Annotated in this window: 13 protein-coding genes; 3 read left to right on the forward strand and 10 right to left on the reverse strand. The window is 70.6% G+C overall.

The window, feature by feature from the left end:
* Window positions 1-106: 106 nt before the first annotated feature.
* The 10 genes from HV826_RS10590 to HV826_RS10635 all read right to left on the reverse strand — a co-directional run bounded on the left by HV826_RS10590 (window position 107) and on the right by HV826_RS10635 (window position 12545).
* Window positions 107-814, reverse strand: a complete 708-nt coding sequence (locus tag HV826_RS10590) for an MBL fold metallo-hydrolase (RefSeq protein WP_176416885.1) — start codon at window positions 812-814, stop codon at window positions 107-109.
* Between the two features lie 177 nt (window positions 815-991).
* Entirely contained in the window at window positions 992-1819 is an 828-nt protein-coding gene (locus HV826_RS10595) for an ion transporter (RefSeq protein ID WP_176416886.1), read from the reverse strand.
* 43 nt (window positions 1820-1862) lie between these two features.
* Window positions 1863-3479, reverse strand: coding sequence for a sodium:solute symporter family transporter (locus tag HV826_RS10600; RefSeq protein WP_176416887.1), 1617 nt, complete (start codon window positions 3477-3479; stop codon window positions 1863-1865).
* A 7-nt stretch (window positions 3480-3486) separates the two neighbouring features.
* On the reverse strand, window positions 3487-3771 hold the full coding sequence (locus tag HV826_RS10605; protein WP_176416888.1) for a DUF485 domain-containing protein: 285 nt from the start codon (window positions 3769-3771) through the stop codon (window positions 3487-3489).
* Window positions 3772-3787: 16 nt separating this feature from the next.
* Window positions 3788-5752 (reverse strand): acetate--CoA ligase, encoded by a 1965-nt coding sequence (gene acs / locus HV826_RS10610; protein WP_176416889.1) that lies wholly within the window; start codon window positions 5750-5752, stop codon window positions 3788-3790.
* A 28-nt stretch (window positions 5753-5780) separates the two neighbouring features.
* Complete coding sequence (locus HV826_RS10615) at window positions 5781-6887, reverse strand: hypothetical protein (RefSeq protein WP_255217144.1); 1107 nt, start codon at window positions 6885-6887, stop codon at window positions 5781-5783.
* Between the two features lie 154 nt (window positions 6888-7041).
* Entirely contained in the window at window positions 7042-7869 is an 828-nt protein-coding gene (locus HV826_RS10620; RefSeq protein ID WP_176416891.1) for a hypothetical protein, read from the reverse strand.
* 136 nt (window positions 7870-8005) lie between these two features.
* A complete protein-coding gene (locus tag HV826_RS10625; protein ID WP_176416892.1) occupies window positions 8006-9385 on the reverse strand; it encodes a sigma-54 dependent transcriptional regulator in 1380 nt (459 codons plus the stop codon).
* Entirely contained in the window at window positions 9382-12354 is a 2973-nt protein-coding gene (locus HV826_RS10630) for an ATP-binding protein (RefSeq protein WP_176416893.1), read from the reverse strand. The genes HV826_RS10625 and HV826_RS10630 overlap by 4 nt, the downstream gene beginning before the upstream one ends.
* Complete coding sequence (locus HV826_RS10635; protein WP_176416927.1) at window positions 12351-12545, reverse strand: hypothetical protein; 195 nt, start codon at window positions 12543-12545, stop codon at window positions 12351-12353. Before HV826_RS10635 ends, HV826_RS10630 begins: the two co-directional genes overlap by 4 nt.
* Before the next feature lie 229 nt (window positions 12546-12774).
* On the opposite strand from HV826_RS10635, the gene eis reads away from it, so the two are divergent.
* The 3 genes from eis to HV826_RS10650 all read left to right on the forward strand — a co-directional run bounded on the left by eis (window position 12775) and on the right by HV826_RS10650 (window position 15899).
* Window positions 12775-13962 (forward strand): enhanced intracellular survival protein Eis, encoded by a 1188-nt coding sequence (gene eis, locus HV826_RS10640; RefSeq protein WP_176416894.1) that lies wholly within the window; start codon window positions 12775-12777, stop codon window positions 13960-13962.
* Between the two features lie 77 nt (window positions 13963-14039).
* On the forward strand, window positions 14040-15035 hold the full coding sequence (locus HV826_RS10645) for an NAD-dependent epimerase/dehydratase family protein (RefSeq protein ID WP_176416895.1): 996 nt from the start codon (window positions 14040-14042) through the stop codon (window positions 15033-15035).
* A gap of 3 nt (window positions 15036-15038) precedes the next feature.
* Window positions 15039-15899: a WGR domain-containing protein gene (locus HV826_RS10650; protein WP_176416896.1), complete on the forward strand. Its 861-nt coding sequence runs from the start codon at window positions 15039-15041 to the stop codon at window positions 15897-15899.
* The last annotated feature ends 60 nt before the right edge of the window (window positions 15900-15959 follow it).

The following is a 15959-nucleotide window of genomic DNA, read 5'->3' on the forward strand; positions in this document are numbered from 1 at the left end:
GCATTTAGGCTTGATGTTTCAGCGAGTTGTGCGTTTGGCATCAACGTACCTGCCCTGGAGTCGCAGGGGCGCGTGATGTCTGAGTGGGGCTCGCTGCCTTGTTGTTTCAGGTCGGCCCATGAACGTGGCGGGTGCCCGCCAGTCCACAAGCGCGGTTGGCGGGGACCGCCACGTCGATGAGCCTGGGCTTCGGCAGGTCCAGGTTGTTCATGAGCTGGATGAAGCCCTCGCGGCTCCGGCCGGCGACGCGCGGGTTGTGCCGCTTCTCCTCGCCGATGGTCGTCACCGTCAGCCCCTTGTAGTCATGCGCGGGGTACACGAGCGTCTCGTCCGGAAGCGCGAACAGCACCCGAGTAATTGAGTCGTACAACGTGCCGGCATTCCCGTTCTGGAAGTCTGTCCTGCCATTGCCACGGATGAGCAGGGCATCCCCGGTGAAGACACGCGCTCCCAACAGGTAGCTCACGCTGTCATCCGTGTGGCCCGGCGTCGCGAGCACCTGGAACGTGAAGGCCCCGGCGCGCAGCGTGTCGCCATGCTTGACATGGATGTCGGCGCACGGAGCCCCCGCCGCGCCGCCCACCACCTTGGCCCCCGTGCGAGCCCGGAGCAGGCCGGACGCGGTGACATGGTCCGCGTGCACGTGCGTGTCGAGCACGTGGGTGAGGGAGAGGCCAAGCTCCCGCAGCAGCGTGAGGTCCCGTTCGAGCTTCTCCGCGACGGGGTCGATGAGGAGCGCCGTTCCGCTCTCCTCATCCCCGAGCAGATAGGTGTACGTCGACGACGTCGTGTCGAAGAGCTGGCGGAAGAACATGGTTGCCTCCAGGGCATCGGGAGCCTGGGCTCCACCGATAAACTTCGCCCTGTCGGAGGCCTCGGCCGGAAGCGGACGCCCGTTCCGCCTCCGTCCAGTCCTGGAAGCCCGCGGCCGCCGGGACGTGGCCCAGGCGATCGAGGCCGGCCCCGCGGCGCCATGCCCGCCGCCCGCGACCTAGAGCCCGTGCCCGCAGTGCTTGCAGAAATGGGCATCCAGGTCATGCCCCTGCTGGCCACAGGCAGGGCACGCCCGGTGGTCCACCGCGTGCCGCGTGGCGGCGGCCAGCTCCACGGAGACGATACCCGTGGGCACCGCGATGATTCCGTAGCCCATCACCATCAGGATGGACGCGATGAACTGTCCGGGCACCGTCTTGGGCGTGATGTCGCCAAAGCCCACCGTCGTCACGGTGACGATGGCCCAGTACATGGCGCGGGGGATGCTGTCGAAGCCGTTCTCCCGGCCCTCCACCACGTACATCAGCGTGCCCATGATGACGACGATGGTCAGCACCGTGCCCAGGAAGACGGTGATTTTCGGCCGGCTGGCGCGCAGCGCGGTGAGCAGCACCTCCGCCTGCCCCAGCAGGTGCGTCAGCTTGAGCACGCGGAAGACGCGCAGCAGCCGCAGCACCCGAATCACCAACAGGGACTGCGCCCCGGGGACCAGGATGCTCAGGAAGGTGGGCAGGAGCGCCAGCAGGTCCACCAGCCCGAAGAAGCTGCGGGCGTAGCGCAGCGGTTTGCTGACGGAGAAGAGCCGGAGCAGGTACTCCAGGGTGAACAGGCCCGTGAAGAACCACTCGACGCCGAGCAGCACGTTCCCGTACTGGGCCCGCACCGAGGCGACGCTCTCCAGCATCACCGCGATGATGCTGAAGAGGATGGCCCATAGGAGGCCGACGTCAAACGCCCTGCCCGCGGGCGTCTCCGCCTCGAAGATGATTTCATGCAACCGACCGCGGAGGCCCCCGGAGGGGCCCTGCTCTGAGGCTCTGGACACGGGCCCAGTGTAGGCGACCCGTGTCCCAGGGGAATGCCCGTCCTCAGGCCTTGGCCTCGCTGGCGGCGGGGCGGGACGGCCCAACCTCCGGCTTCGAGGCCGCGGGGGCCGGCAGGGGCGCCCCCACGTGCATCCGGTGCTTCACCTCGGCGAAGCGGGCGGCGGACGCGTGCTCGGGGAAGAGCAGCGACACCGCCGCGCCCACGAGGAAGGCCAGGGGGATGGTGATGACGCCCGGGTTGCGCAGCGGGAACAGCGCGGACGTGTTGCCCAGGAGGTCCACCTGCACCGTGGGGGACAGGAAGATGAAGAGCACCGAGCTGATGGCGCCCGTGAGCATGCTGGCCACCGCGCCATTCGTGGTGAACTTCCTCCAGGCCATGGACAGGAGCAGCGCCGGGAAGTTGGCGCTCGCCGCGATGGCGAAGGCCAGCCCCACCATGAAGGCCACGTTCTGCCCCTTGAAGACCACGCCCAGGATGATGGCCACGACGCCCAGGAAGAGGCTGGCCAGCCGGGCCACCTTGAGCTGCTCTGCTTCGGGGGCCTGGCCCTTGCGCACCACGCTGGACCACAAGTCGTGGGACAGCGCCGCCGCGCCGGACAGCGTCAGGCCGGCCACCACCGCCAGAATCGTGGCGAAGGCGACGGCGGAGATGAAGCCCAGGAAGCCCGTCCCCCCCACGACTTCGGCGAGCATGGGCGCCGCCATGTTGCCGCCCTTGTCCACCCCCGTAATCGCCTGACGGCCCACCAGCACGGACGCGCCGAAGCCCAGGATGAACGTCACCAGGTAGAAGTAGCCGATGAGCCCCGTGGCGTAGAAGACGCTGCTGCGCGCCGCCTTCGCGTCCGGCACCGTGTAGAAGCGCATCAGGATGTGCGGCAGGCCCGCGGTGCCGAACATCAGCGCCACCCCCAGGGAGATGGCCTCCAGCGGGTTGCTCACCAGCTTTCCAGGGGCCAGCACCTCCGCGCCGTACCGGGTGGCTGCCTCGTTGAAGAGCCGCAGCGGGCTGAAGCCGAACCTTGACAGCACCATGCCCGCCAGGCCCGTGGCGCCCGCGAGCAGCAGCACCGCCTTGACGATTTGCACCCACGTGGTGGCGATCATCCCGCCGAAGAGCACGTAGAGAATCATCACCGCGCCCACGATGACGACCGCCATCTCGTACGACAGGCCGAACAGCAGGTGGATGAGGTTGCCGGCGCCCACCATCTGCGCAATCAGATAGAAGCTGACCACGGTGAGCGTGCCCACCGCCGCGGACAGCCGGACCGGCGTCTGCTTCAGCCGGTAGGCCACCACGTCCGCGAAGGTGTACTTGCCCAGGTTGCGCAGGGGCTCGGCGATGAGAAACGTCACGACCGGCCAGCCGACGAGCCAGCCCACGGAGTAGATGAGCCCGTCGAAGCCGGACGTGGCCACCAGGCCCGCGATGCCCAGGAAGCTGGCGGCGCTCATGTAGTCACCCGCGAGCGCGAAGCCATTCTGCGCCGCGCTCACGCCGCCGCCCGCGGCGAAGAACTCGGACGTCGTCTTCGTCTTGCGCGCCGCCCAGTACGTAATCGCCAGGGTGATGCCGACGAAGAGGAGGAAGAACAGGATGGCCGTCGCGTTGGGCTGGCCGAGCTGCGTCGTCGTTTCTGCCGGGTTCATGCCTGCCTCACTTCCCACCGCGGAGTTGGTGCAGGGCGCGGTCGTACTTCCCGTTCGCCCACAGCATGTAGATGCCCGTCAGGGCCCAGGCCGCGACGATGACCAGCGCGCCCAGCAGGATGCCAACGGACAGACCCGGGACGAGCTGCTGCCCCATGAGCGGTTTGTCGAAGGCCACCAGGAGGATGAAGCCCAGGTACGCCGCCAGCGTCGTCACGGTGAGCACGCCGGCCACGCGCCATCGCGCCGCCGCGAGTGCTTCCAGCGCTTCCTCGTTCGGATTCGTGGACATGGGGTTTCTCCTCCGGTCAGCGCTTCGCCGGTGTGGGGGTGGCCTTCGCGAGCAGCTCATCGAGCACCGACGGGTCCGCCAGGGTGCTGGCGTCACCCAGGTTCTCCACCTCGCCCGAGGCAATCTTGCGGAGCATGCGGCGCAGAATCTTCCCGGAGCGCGTCTTCGGCAGGCCGTTGACCAGCACCACCCGGTCCGGCGTGGCGATGGGGCCAATGACATGCCGGACCTGCTCCTTGAGCGCGCCCACCATCTGCTCGGAGCCGGACTCCTGCCAGTCCGGCTTCACCGTGACGAACGCGCACACGCCCGTGCCCTTGAGCTCATGAGGGAAGCCCACCACCGCGGCCTCGGCGACGGCCTCGTGCGCCACCAGCGCGCTCTCCACCTCGGCGGTGCCCAGGCGGTGCCCGGAGACGTTGAGCACGTCATCCACGCGGCCGGTAATCCAGTAGTACCCGTCCTCGTCGCGGCGGCAGCCGTCACCGGTGAAGTACAGGTTGGGGAAGCGCGCGTAGTAGGTCTCCTTGAAGCGCTGGTGGTGGCCGTACAGCGTGCGGGCCTGCCCCGGCCACGAGCGCGCCAGGCACAGGTTGCCGCTGACGCCGTTGCCTTCGATGACGCGGCCCTCGTCGTCCACCAGCACGGGCTCCACGCCGAAGAAGGGCAGGGTGGCGGAGCCCGGCTTGGTGGGCGTGGCCCCCGGCAGCGGCGCAATCAGGATGCCGCCCGTCTCCGTCTGCCACCAGGTGTCCACCACCGGGCAGCGGCTGTCGCCCACGACGTCGTGGTACCAGCGCCACACCTCCGGGTTGATGGGCTCACCCACGCTGCCCAACAGGCGCAGCGACTGGCGCGAGGACTCCTTCACCCACGCGTCGCCCTCCCGGATGAGCGCGCGCAGCGCGGTGGGCGCGGTGTAGAGGATGGTGGCTTTCAGGTCGTCCACCACGCGCCACAGCCGCCCCGCGTCCGGGAAGGTGGGCGTGGACTCGAACATCACCGTGGTGGTGCCGTTCATCAGCGGCCCGTAGAGGATGTAGCTGTGGCCGGTGACCCAGCCCAGGTCCGCCGCGCAGAAGTAGACGTCCTCCGGCTGGATGTCGAAGACGTAGCGGAACGTGGTGGCCGCGTAGACGAGGTAGCCGCCCGTGGTGTGCAGCACGCCCTTGGGCTTCCCCGTGGAGCCGGACGTGTAGAGGATGAAGAGCGGGTCCTCGGAGTCCATCCACTCCGCGGGACAGACGCCGCGGTGCTTCGCCAGCTCCGCGTCCAGCCAGTAGTCGCGGCCGGCGAGCATGGGCACCTCCTTGCCGGTGCGGCGCACCACCAGGATGGACTCCACCACGGACAGGCCCTCCACGGCCTCGTCGGCGATGGCCTTGGTCGCCACGAACTTGGGGCCGCGCGGGCCTTCGTTGGCGGTGATGAGCACCTTGGCGCCGCAGTCGAGGATGCGCTCGCGCAGGGCCTCCGACGAGAAGCCAGCGAACACCACGGAGTGCACCGCGCCGATGCGCGCGCACGCGAGCATGGTGTAGGCCAGCTCCGGCACCATGGGCAGGTAGATGCAGACGCGGTCGCCCTTGCGCACGCCGTGCGCCTTGAGCACGTTGGCCACGCGGCCCACGTGGTGCTGCAGGTCGCGGTAGGTGATGGACTCGTACTCGCCCGGCTCGTTCTTCGCCCAGATGATGGCGACCTTGCCGGGGCGCTCCTTGGCGTGCCGGTCGATGCAGTTGTAGGCCGCGTTGAGCTTGCCGCCGCCGAACCAGGCGAAGTCCACCTGCTCGGGGTCCAGGTCCATGATGGCGTCTGGCTTGTGGAACCAGGTGAGCTGCTCGGCCATCTCATCCCAGAAGGCCTCGGGCTGCTGGAGGCTGCGCTGGTAGAGGCGCTGGTAGTCCTCCAGGCTCTTCACGTGGGCATTGCGGCTGAAGGCGTCCTTCGTGGGAATGAGCGCGTCCTGCGTCTGGGCCATGGTCGGCATCCTTGGGAGTGGAGGCGGGTTAGTAGAAGAGCTGCAGCTGGCTCGTGCCCGTCACGGCGGCGCGGGCCTGGGAGAGGTCACCCGTCCACGCGACGGCGACCTCGGTCCGGAGGTTGAGCGTGTGCTTCTGGAACCAGATGTTGAAGCCGGGCTTGAGCGCGAGCTGGTCCTGGCCGGCCACGCGCGCCTTGAAGTACTCGCCGGAGATGAGCGGCTGGAGCTTGCCGAAGCGCCAGCCCGTCTCCGCGTAGAAGCCCGTGCCGCTCCGCGGGTTGTCCAGGCCCTGGCGGTAGTGGAAGAGGGTGGCGTTGAAGACGAACTCCTGGTCGTTCGCCAGGGGCACGTCGAGGAACACGTCCGCGGCCGTGCCCACCGCGTCATGGAGCCCGGACTCCGTGGCCACCGCTTTCGGCTGGTAGTCGGCGCCGAGGCCCACCGACAAGCGCGGCTCGGAGGCGAAGTAGATGCCTTGGAAGAAGAGGTCCTCCTCGCGCGTGAAGAAGTTCCAGCGCGCCATCGCCGTGACGCGAGGCAAGTCGTCCGGGTTGAGCATGGTGCCCTCCGGCGTCGTCTTGCCGTTGACGCCATTGAAGATGGCGGCCCGGAATCCCAAGGGGCCGGCGAAGCCGCGGACCTGCACGCCGATGTCTCGCCACACCTTGCCCACGCCAGGTGCCCAGCGGACCAGGTTGGAGTGGTAGTCCACCGCCTGCAACGCGATGGCGCCCTGGAGGACATGGCGCGTCAGCGGCGGCAGCAGCATGCCCACGTCAATCCAGATTTTCTCCGCCACCTCGTAGGAGATGAACGCGTCCTGGATGAAGAAGGCGACGCTCCAGTCGCCGTTCTTTCCGAAGTGGGGCTGGTCCGTCTCGGCGAAGAACGACAGACGCCTGGTGATGTTGCCGAAGACGAGCAGGCGCGTGCGCCGCAGGAACATGTCAGTGCCAGGCCCGCCGGACGGCGCGCCCTCGTCGACAAGCTGGAGCTGCGGCTGCAGGAGGATGGCGACGTTGAGGTAGGACTCCTCGCTGACGGGTAGCTTGAATGCGCTCGACGGAGTGGCTGACAGCAGGACCGCGAGCGCGGCCATGAACGACAGCATGCGTGCGGGGGCAGTGCGCATGCCCCAGCACAGAGCAACGTGTCTGCCAACGCGCCGCGCTCGGAGATTCAAGACGTTGCAGGTTGGCTCGGCGCGTCAGGACGTTACCGAAGGTGACGTGCGCGTTACCGCGGTAACGCTTCATGCGCCGCGTCGTCGCGCTTCGCGCGCGGCGTCAGGTCTGCTTGGAGTTGGAGTGGTCGCCCGTCTTTCCTAGCAGGTATCCACCATGGCTGATGGCCAGCAGGGCGAGCATGCCTTGCGACAGGGCGGGCATCGCGCTGGTCGTCCCGCGCGCCACCGACATGGCCACGTCCATGAAGTAGCCCACCGCTGCGATGACTGTGAAATAGAACATCTGCACCTTGGCCAGGTCGATGTGCGCGGTGTTGCCCACCTCGTCTCCCTGGAACATGTCCGCCATGCGCGCGTCCGTCATGTTCGCGTTGGCGTAGAGCACGCCCTGGCGGTGCGCGTCGATGTCCGCGGTCGCCTCCGCGAGCTGGACAGAGGTGTTCTGCACCAGCTTCTCGTCTGGGCTGCGCGCACGCTTGCCTCCCAGCACCAGCGGTGTACCCAGCAAGGAGGTGGTGGAGATGCCCATGGCAATCCAGAGCTCCTGGGGGATGTCGACCCCCACGGCGTTGGACGCGCCCGACTTCACGCGGGAGAGCGTCATCGTCAGGTAGCCCGCCATCACCACCACGGTCCACACGAGCGCCTGGAAGCGGGAGAGACTCATCAGGTTGCGCTCACTGATGAGCAGGGCAAGCGGCACGCCCACGATGGCCTTGCCCAACACCAGCAGGAAGCCGGTGAGCATGGCGGCCGTTCCGAGCAGGTTCCACCCCGGCGGCAGGTACCACGTCGTGGTGAGGACGGCCATGGGCATGACCGTGGTGAGCACCACCATCCGCCCGTACTCCGCGCGAGGAATGACGCCAACGACTTCCCCAGCGCGATTGCCAGCCCCACTGCCAATCACAGGCACGCTGTCTGCCATGAGCTCCTCCCTGCGGTGTGTTGGCGGGAATCCTAGCGATGGGGCACGGCGGGCGTTCCGTCGTGCCGGGGCGCCGCTCATGGCGGACACGCTGCCAGCACCGGAGGGCAGTGGACGGGCGTACGGGCGCCGTGCCTCAAGCGCGCGTGCGAGGGATGCCCAGCTTCTGGCGCTTCTCCCACAAGGCCTTGCGGCTGATGCCCAGGCGCTTCGCCAGCTCCGTCTCGCCCATGTGCTCCTGGTGCTCCATGACGAAGCGGCGGAAGTACTCCTCCATGGAGTCCGGTGCGGCGCCGCTGGTTTCCTCGGCGGCGGGGCTTGTGTCGGTGGGCTCGGTGGAGGCTCCGAGGCGGTCCGCCGCGTCGGGCAGCTCCAGCGCCAGGAGCCCCGCTGTCACCACCGGGCCATCCGCGAGGATGACGGCGCGCTCCAGCGCGTTCTCCAGCTCGCGCACGTTGCCCGGCCAGGGATGGGAGGTGAGCGCTTCCATGGCCTCGGGCGCCAGGCTCGCCGTGGGACGGCCGACCTTGCGGCTGGCCTTCTCCAGCAGGTGTCTGGCCAGCGCGGGCGCGTCCTCCGTGCGCTCTCTCAGCGGCGGCAGGCGAATCTCCACCACGCGCAGGCGGAAGTAGAGGTCCTGGCGGAAGGACCCCTCCTGTACCCGGCGGGGCAGATCGCGGTGAGTCGCGGCGACGATGCGCACGTCCACCTTGCGGGACCGCGTCGCGCCCACGCGCCGCACCTCGCCATCCTGGAGCATTCGCAACAGGCGCGCCTGGGCGGGCGCGGGCAGCTCACCAATCTCGTCCAGGAAGAGCGTGCCGCCGTGCGCCGCCTCCACGAGCCCCGGATGCGCCGCCTGCGCGCCGGTGAAGGCGCCTTTCTCGTGGCCGAACAGCTCGCTCTCCAGCAGGCCTTCGGGAATGGCCGCGCAGTTCACCGCCACCAGCGGCCCGTCCGCCCGAGGGCTCTGGGCGTGGAGGGCGCGCGCCACCAGCTCCTTGCCCGTGCCGGACTCGCCCAGCACCAGCACGGTGGCGGGGGAGGGGGCCACCTTGCGGACGCGCTCGAAGACTTCTCGCATCGCGGCGCTGCTCCCCACCATTCCGCTGACGGGGTGCGCCTGCTCCACCTCGCGCTTGAGCGCCGCGTTCTGCCGCGTCAGCAGGCCTTCGCGCAGCACCCGCTCCACCTGCATCAGCAGCTCGTCATGGTCGAAGGGCTTGGCGATGTAGTCCACCGCGCCCAGCTTCATCGCGTCCACCGCCGACCTCACGGTGGCGTAGCTGGTCATGATGAGCACCGGTACCCCCGGACACAGGGCGATGATGTCCGTCCCCGGGGCGCCCGGCAGGCGCAGGTCCGACAGCACCAGGTCGAACGAGTCCAGGGCGTAGTCGCTCGACGCCTCGTGCACGGAGCCCGCCTCGGACACGTCATGCCCCGCGCGCACGAGCAGCCGGCGCAGCTCCGTGCGGATGATGGGCTCATCTTCGATGACCAGGACGCGGCTCATGCCGGGGCCTCCCGCTCGGGGTTCACGCTGGCTTCCATCCGGCGTGGCTCCGGAAGGCTCACCACGACGCTAGTCCCTCCCCCCTGCCGCCTGTCCACCTGCATCGTCCCGCCGTGCTCTCGGACGATGCCCGCCGCGAGCGCCAGGCCCAGGCCCGTTCCCTCACCGGGGCCCTTCGTGGTGAAGAAGGGCTCGAACACGCGCTGCGCCAGCTCGGCGGAAATCCCATGCCCCCGGTCCATAACGCGCAGGCGCACCGCGCCCTCGTCGATGTCCGCTTCCAGCTCCACCACGCCGTGCTCGGGTGAGGCGTCCATCGCGTTGGTCAGCAGATTGACGAGCACCTGCTCCAGCCGCTGCGCGTCGCCTTGCACCTCCAGGCCCTCTGGACAGCGATGCTCGAAGCGCACCCCGCGTTGCTTGCGCGCCAGCCGCGCCAGTTGCACGGCTTCGCTCAAGAGCGGCGCCACGGCGACGCGCGTGAAGGGCCGCGCCTGTCCGCCCACCGTACCTTCGTGGCTGAAGCCCACCAGCGTCCGGACGATGGCGTCGATGCGCCGGCACTGCTGGAGGATGAGCCCCGCGCGCTCCTGCATCGCGGCCGGGTCCTCCAACTCGTACTTGAGGTTCTGCGTCAGGCTGGCGATGGCCGTCAGCGGGTTGCCAATCTCGTGGGCCACGCCCGCGGCCACTCGGCCCAGCGAGGCCAGCCGGTCCTGATGCGCCATGCGCGCGTCCACGGCCTTGCGCGCCGTGAAGTCCTCCACCAGGAGCGCCATGCCCTCGGACGTGCCCGTGCCCTGCTCAGCCGCAGAGAGCCGCGAGCGGTGCAGCCGGAGGATGCGCTCGGCGCCCGCCACGGTGACACGCGTCTCCGTGTCCCCGTCCACGCCGCTGGCGAAGCCGGACAGCAGCGGGCCCCAGGGCGCGGGCAAGGCCTCCAGGGGATGGCCTCGCACGGTGTCCACCGGCACGCCGGAGAGCTGCTCGAGCGCCGCGTTCCAGATGACGACCTCACCGTCCGGCCCCACGGCGCAGACGCCCACTGGGAGGTCCTCCAGGATGCGGCGCAGGTAGCGGCGCACGGCCTCCAGCGCGGGCACCGGGCCTCGCGGGCCCCGCGCGTCGCGGAGGCGCTCCTCGACGAAGCGGAGCTGCTCGGCCAGGGCCGTTCGCGCGCCGGGCTCCAGCCGCAGCGCCTCCTCCACCGTCATGCGCGCAAGCACGGGGCCCAGCAGGCCCGACAGGTTTCGCTCCACGCCGTCGCGCAGGCGGCGCAGCTCGGAGGGCCGGCGCTCGTCCGGCGGCAGCGACAGGGACTTCAGCGCCCGGTCCACCTCCGCCGTCGCGGCCTCCTCACCCAGCAGCGGGGCCAGCTTGCGGCGGAACGCGTCGGGCGAGCCCGCCACCACGCCGCCCGCGGCGGGCGCGGCCTCTTCGCGTGTGCAGGCCCGCGCGGCCTCTGCTTCCTCGTCGGACTGGCGCGTCGCCAGCGAAACGCCGATGAAGGCCAGCCCGTTGAGCGTCAGCGAGGCGAAGGTGGCGAAGCCCCAGGGCTCGTCGACGGGGAAGCCGAGCAGCGCCGCCATGCGGTGCGTCCACGCGACGACGCCCGGCGACGCCCACAGGGGCACCACGAGCGTCAGGAGCCACGCGCTGGCGCCCACCGCCAGGCCCGTCAGCAGCCCGGCGCGCGTGCCCCGCTTCCAGAACAGCAGCCCCAGCACGCCCGGGATGAACTGCGCCACCGCGACGAAGGACACCAGCCCCAGGTCCACCAGCCCCGTGCCGCGGATGTTCAGCAGCCAGTGGAAGCCGTAGCCGGCCAGGATGATGATGCCGATGAGCAGCCGGCGCGCCCACAGCAGCCATCCGTACAGGTGTGGCTGGCCGCGCGCATAGCCCAGCGGCAGCACCAGGTGCGTGAGGCACATGGGCGCCAGGGCCAGCGTGGTGACGATGACCATGGCGCTGGCCGCGGAGACGCCGCCCAGGAAGGCACCCAGCGCCAGCCACGTGGCGCCGCGTGACGCGGGCACCGCCAGCACGTGGAAGTCCGCGGGCCAGGGCAGCCCCAGCGCCTCGCCGCTCCAGAGCACCACGGGGACGACCAGGTTCATCACCAGCAGCAGCAGCGGGAAGGCCCAGGTGGCGGTGGCCAGGCCCTCGCGCTCCGGGGCCTCGGTGAAGGCGACGTGGTAGCTGCGAGGCGTGAGGAAGGCGGCCGCGCAGGACAGCACCAGCAGCGGGGCCCAGGAGGCCTCCCGCGCTGGGCGCTGGAGCCCTTCAATGGCCTCTGGATGCGCGTCCACCCAGGCCCGCAGCCCGTCCACGCCGCCGAACACGTTGGAGACCGCCCAGACGCCCACGGCCACCAGGGCGACGAGCTTCACCGCGGACTCGAAGGCGATGGCCAGCATCAGGCCTTCGTGTCGCTCGCGCGGGGAGAGGTGCCGTGCGCCGAAGAGGACGGAGAAGACGGTGAGGACCGCGCAGAAGCCCAGGCCCACCAGCGTGGGCGACGCGGACGGGCTGAGCACGCGCGCGGACTCCACGACGGCCCGCACCTGGAGCGCCAGATAGGGCAGGCTGCCCGCCAGCAGGAACAGCGTCACCGCCGTGCCGGTGGACTGCCCCGGGTAGCGGAAGGCCAGCACGTCCGCCAGCGAGGTGAGCTGCAGCTCGCGGGACAGGCGCAGCAGCGGGCGCCACAGCACGGGAATCAGCAGGCACGCCAGGGTGACGCCCAGGTAGATGCCCAGGTAGCGGAAGCCGTGCCGGGCCGCGTAGCCCACGCTGCCGAAGTAGGACCACGACGTGGCGTACACGCCCAGGGCCAGCGCGTAGACGAGCGGGTGCTGGGTGATGCGCGCGGGGATGGCGCCTCGCTCCGCCGCGTAGGCCACCAGGAAGAGCACCAGCAGGTAGGCGACGGACGCGGCGACGAGCGAGCCGAGCTCCAGCGTCATCGGCCACCGCTCCGGTGCGCCGCCCAGCCGCCCAGGATGATGACGCCCAGCCACACCGCGAAGGGCAGGTACCCCGGCGCGCCCTCCGCCAGCCACAGCAGGCGCAGGGGGGAGCCGAAGAGGAGCACCGCGACGGCGAAGACGAGCAGCGACGGCATCACGGGGGCGTCGGGCTCGGGAGGGCGCTTCATGGCGGCGAGGATACCAGCCGCGTCTCCGTCGAGTGACGAAGCCGCCACGTGCGTCAGGTGGATGCGGTGGGGTGGCTCGCCGGGCCCGGGAGGCGCAGCCTCACGGCGCACCTGCTGTCCGGACGCGGGCGCACGGAGCTGACCGTGGCTTGTCGCTCGACAGGCGGGCCGGGCCGTCGTGAGAATGCGGGTCGGCCGAGGCGCCCGCTGGCGCCATCGGGGAACGGAGATGCGCGTGGAGACGCAGCCTGGCGACTTCGGACCGCCGCGAGACGAACGTGAGATGGCCGCCGTCGCGGACATCATGATGCAGTCGTATGCCATGTCCCCCGCCGACAGCGCCGCCTGGGTGCAGCGGACGTCGCGGCCGGACCTCCGGTTGTTGCGCGAGGGCGGCGAGGTGGCGGCCACGCTCGTGCTCATCCGCATGGGGCAGTGGTACGGCGGACGCAGCGTGCCCGTCATCGGCGTGGGCGGCGTGGGCGTGTCGCCCGTCCACCGTGGGCGCGGCACCGCCACGCGGCTGATGCGGCACCTGCTGCGCGAGGCGCGCGCGACGGGCGCCCCGCTGTCGGTGCTCTATCCCGCGACGCAGCCGCTCTACCGGCGCGTGGGCTACGAGCACGCGGGCACGCGGCAGGAGCTTCGCATCCAGGTCCCATCGCTGGACTTCAGCGAGCGGACGTTGTCGCTCCGGCCCATCGAGGAGAAGGACACGCAGGCCATCGTCCTGAGCTACCAGCGCCACGCGCGTCACCGGCCGGGCTGGCTGGACCGTGGGGACTTCTCATGGGGCCGCGTCCGCAACCTGCGCGGCGAGGTGGCACATGGCTACCTGGTGGAGGGCAGCGCCGGTGTGGAGGGCTACCTCTACGTCATCCGCCGGCCGCTCAAGGACTTCAAGCAGGAGCTGTTCCTCTCCGACGTCGTGGCCCATACGCCCGCGGCGGCGCGGAGGATTTTGAGCTTCCTGGGGGACCACCGCTCCCTGGCCACGGACGTCTTCTGGTACGGCGGCGTGGATGACCCGCTGCTCCTGCTGCTGCGCGAGCAGACGTACTCGGTGAAGCTGTACATGCACTGGATGGTGCGGGTGCTGGACGTGGCCTCCGCGCTGGAGGCGCGCGGCTGGCCGGAGGGGCTCTCCGGCACCCTCCATCTGGACCTCGAGGACGACCTCTTCCCGGAGAACCAGGGCCGCTTCGTGTTGGAAGTCGCTGACGGGCAGGCGCGCGTCCGCCGTGGCGGCGACGGCGGCTTGCGGCTGCACGTGCGGGAGCTGGCGCCGCTGTACACGGGCCACCTGTCCGCGGAGTCGCTGCGGGCCATGGGCGCGCTGGTGGGCGATGAGGCCTCGGTGCGCGCGGCGGGCAGCCTCTTCACCGGGCCGCCACCCTCCCTGCGCGACATGTTCTGAGCCGGGCCGGGCGCTCTATCGGGCCCGGCGCGGGGGTGCTAGGAGCGCGAGCAGTCCTTCACAGGAGCGTGCAGTCAATGCGGGCATTCGTCACCGGTGGTTCAGGCTTCGTGGGCAGGCACCTCCTCGCCGCGCTGAAGGTGCGCGGGACGCCCGCCCGGGCCCTGGCGCGCTCCGCCGCGGCGCTGGCTTCGGTGACGGAGTCCGGCGCGGAGCCCTTCGAGGGCGACCTGTCGGACGTGGACACGCTGAAGGCGGGCATGGAGGGCTGCGACACCGTCTTCCATTGCGCCGCGGTGGTGAAGGGCTGGGGCGCGCGCAGCGAGTTCTACGAGACGAACGTGCGCGGCACGGAGCGGGTGCTGGAGGCGGCGCGCGCCGCGGGCGTCAAGCGGCTGGTCCACGTCAGCACGGAGGCGGTGCTGGTGGATGGCTCGCCCCTGGAGCGGGTGGATGAGACGATGCCCCTGCCCGAGCGCCCCATTGGCGACTACCCCTCCACCAAGGGCGAGGCGGAGCGCCGGGTGCTCAGCGTGAATGCGCCGGACTTCGTCACCGTGGTGGTGCGTCCCCGCTTCATCTGGGGCGCCGGTGACACGTCGCTGCTGCCGCAGTTCCAGGAGGCCGTGCGTGCCGGGCGCTTCCGGTGGTTCGGCGGCGGCCGTTACCTGACGTCCACCTGCCACGTGGCCAACTGCGTGGAGGGCATGCTGCTGGCGGCGGAGAAGGGCCGCGGCGGCGAGGCCTATTTCCTCACCGATGGGGAGCCCGTGGAGTTCCGGGGCTTCATCACCGCCATGCTCGCGACGCAGGGCGTGGACGCGGGCGAGCGCACCCTGCCATACGGTGTGGCCGCGACGGTGGCCACGGTGGGCGACTTGCTGTGGGGCACCTTCGGCCTGGGCGGCAGGCCTCCGCTCACCCGCACCGAGGTGCTGCTCATGGGGCGCGAGGTGACAGTGCGGGACGACAAGGCCCGCCGGGAGCTGGGGTATGAGGGCCGCCGCTCCCGTGAAGAAGGGCTCCGGGAGATGAAGGCGGAGCATCGGAGCACGGCGTCGCGTATGCTCTGAGGCATGCGAAGGTTCGAGTTCGTGGAAGGCTCCAGCTCCAAGTTCTGGGAGCCGGAGCTCAAGGGCAACACCTTCATCGTCACCTACGGCCGCATCGGCACCGCCGGTCAGCGGCGGGAGAAGGCCTTCGCGGACGAAGCCGGCGCCCGGAAGGAATACGAGAAGAAGGTCGCTGAGAAGCTGCGAGAGGGTTACCGCGAGGTGACGGAGGGCGGCGCCGCCGAGGCCGCGCCCGCCCCGCCGCCCGCGCCGAAGAAGGCGGAGCTCCCCCGCCGCGTGCCCGCGGCCACGCCCACGCCCGAGTCACTGAAGGCCGCCGCCGAGGCCCTGGCCGCGCTCCGCGCCCGACTGGGGTGGCGGAGCTGGGAGGTGACGTCGCGGGCCCGGCGTGCGAAGCGCGCGCTGCGGGCCCTGGGCGGCGTGGACCCCGCGGCCCACGCGGAGCTGGCGGGCACCTTCACCGCGCTGATGGAGCGCGTCGTCGCTCCCAAGGGGGACGGCCGGCTCCCGCTGCGGCACGCGCTGGCGTTGCTAGGCGAACTGGACGTGGCGGCCTTCACCCGCGCGGCCGAGGTGTGGCTCGCCGCGCCGGACGCCGTCCCCGCCGCGACGGCCGTGGCCCGGCAGGCGTCGGCGCTGGGGCAGCCCGAGCTGGCGCTGCGCATGGGCATGCTGCTGGCGGAGCGTCCCGGTCAAACGGGCGCGCCCTCCGAGGAGGGGTGGAGCAAGCGGTGGACGCGCCTGCGGCCACACGTGGAGGAGCAGCTGGCCTCCAGCGGCGGTTCGCTGGCGACCTGGGCCCAGTCCGTCGAGGCCTCGAAGGACGCGCACCTGGCCGGCCGGTTGGCCAGTCTGGGGGCGTGAGGCGCCGACGTCGCGGGGTGCAAGGAGCGCGTGGAAATGTCCCACGCGCTCCTCGCGGCG

The sequence above is a fragment of the Myxococcus sp. AM010 genome, assembly GCF_013372585.1.
Taxonomy (GTDB): domain Bacteria; phylum Myxococcota; class Myxococcia; order Myxococcales; family Myxococcaceae; genus Myxococcus; species Myxococcus vastator.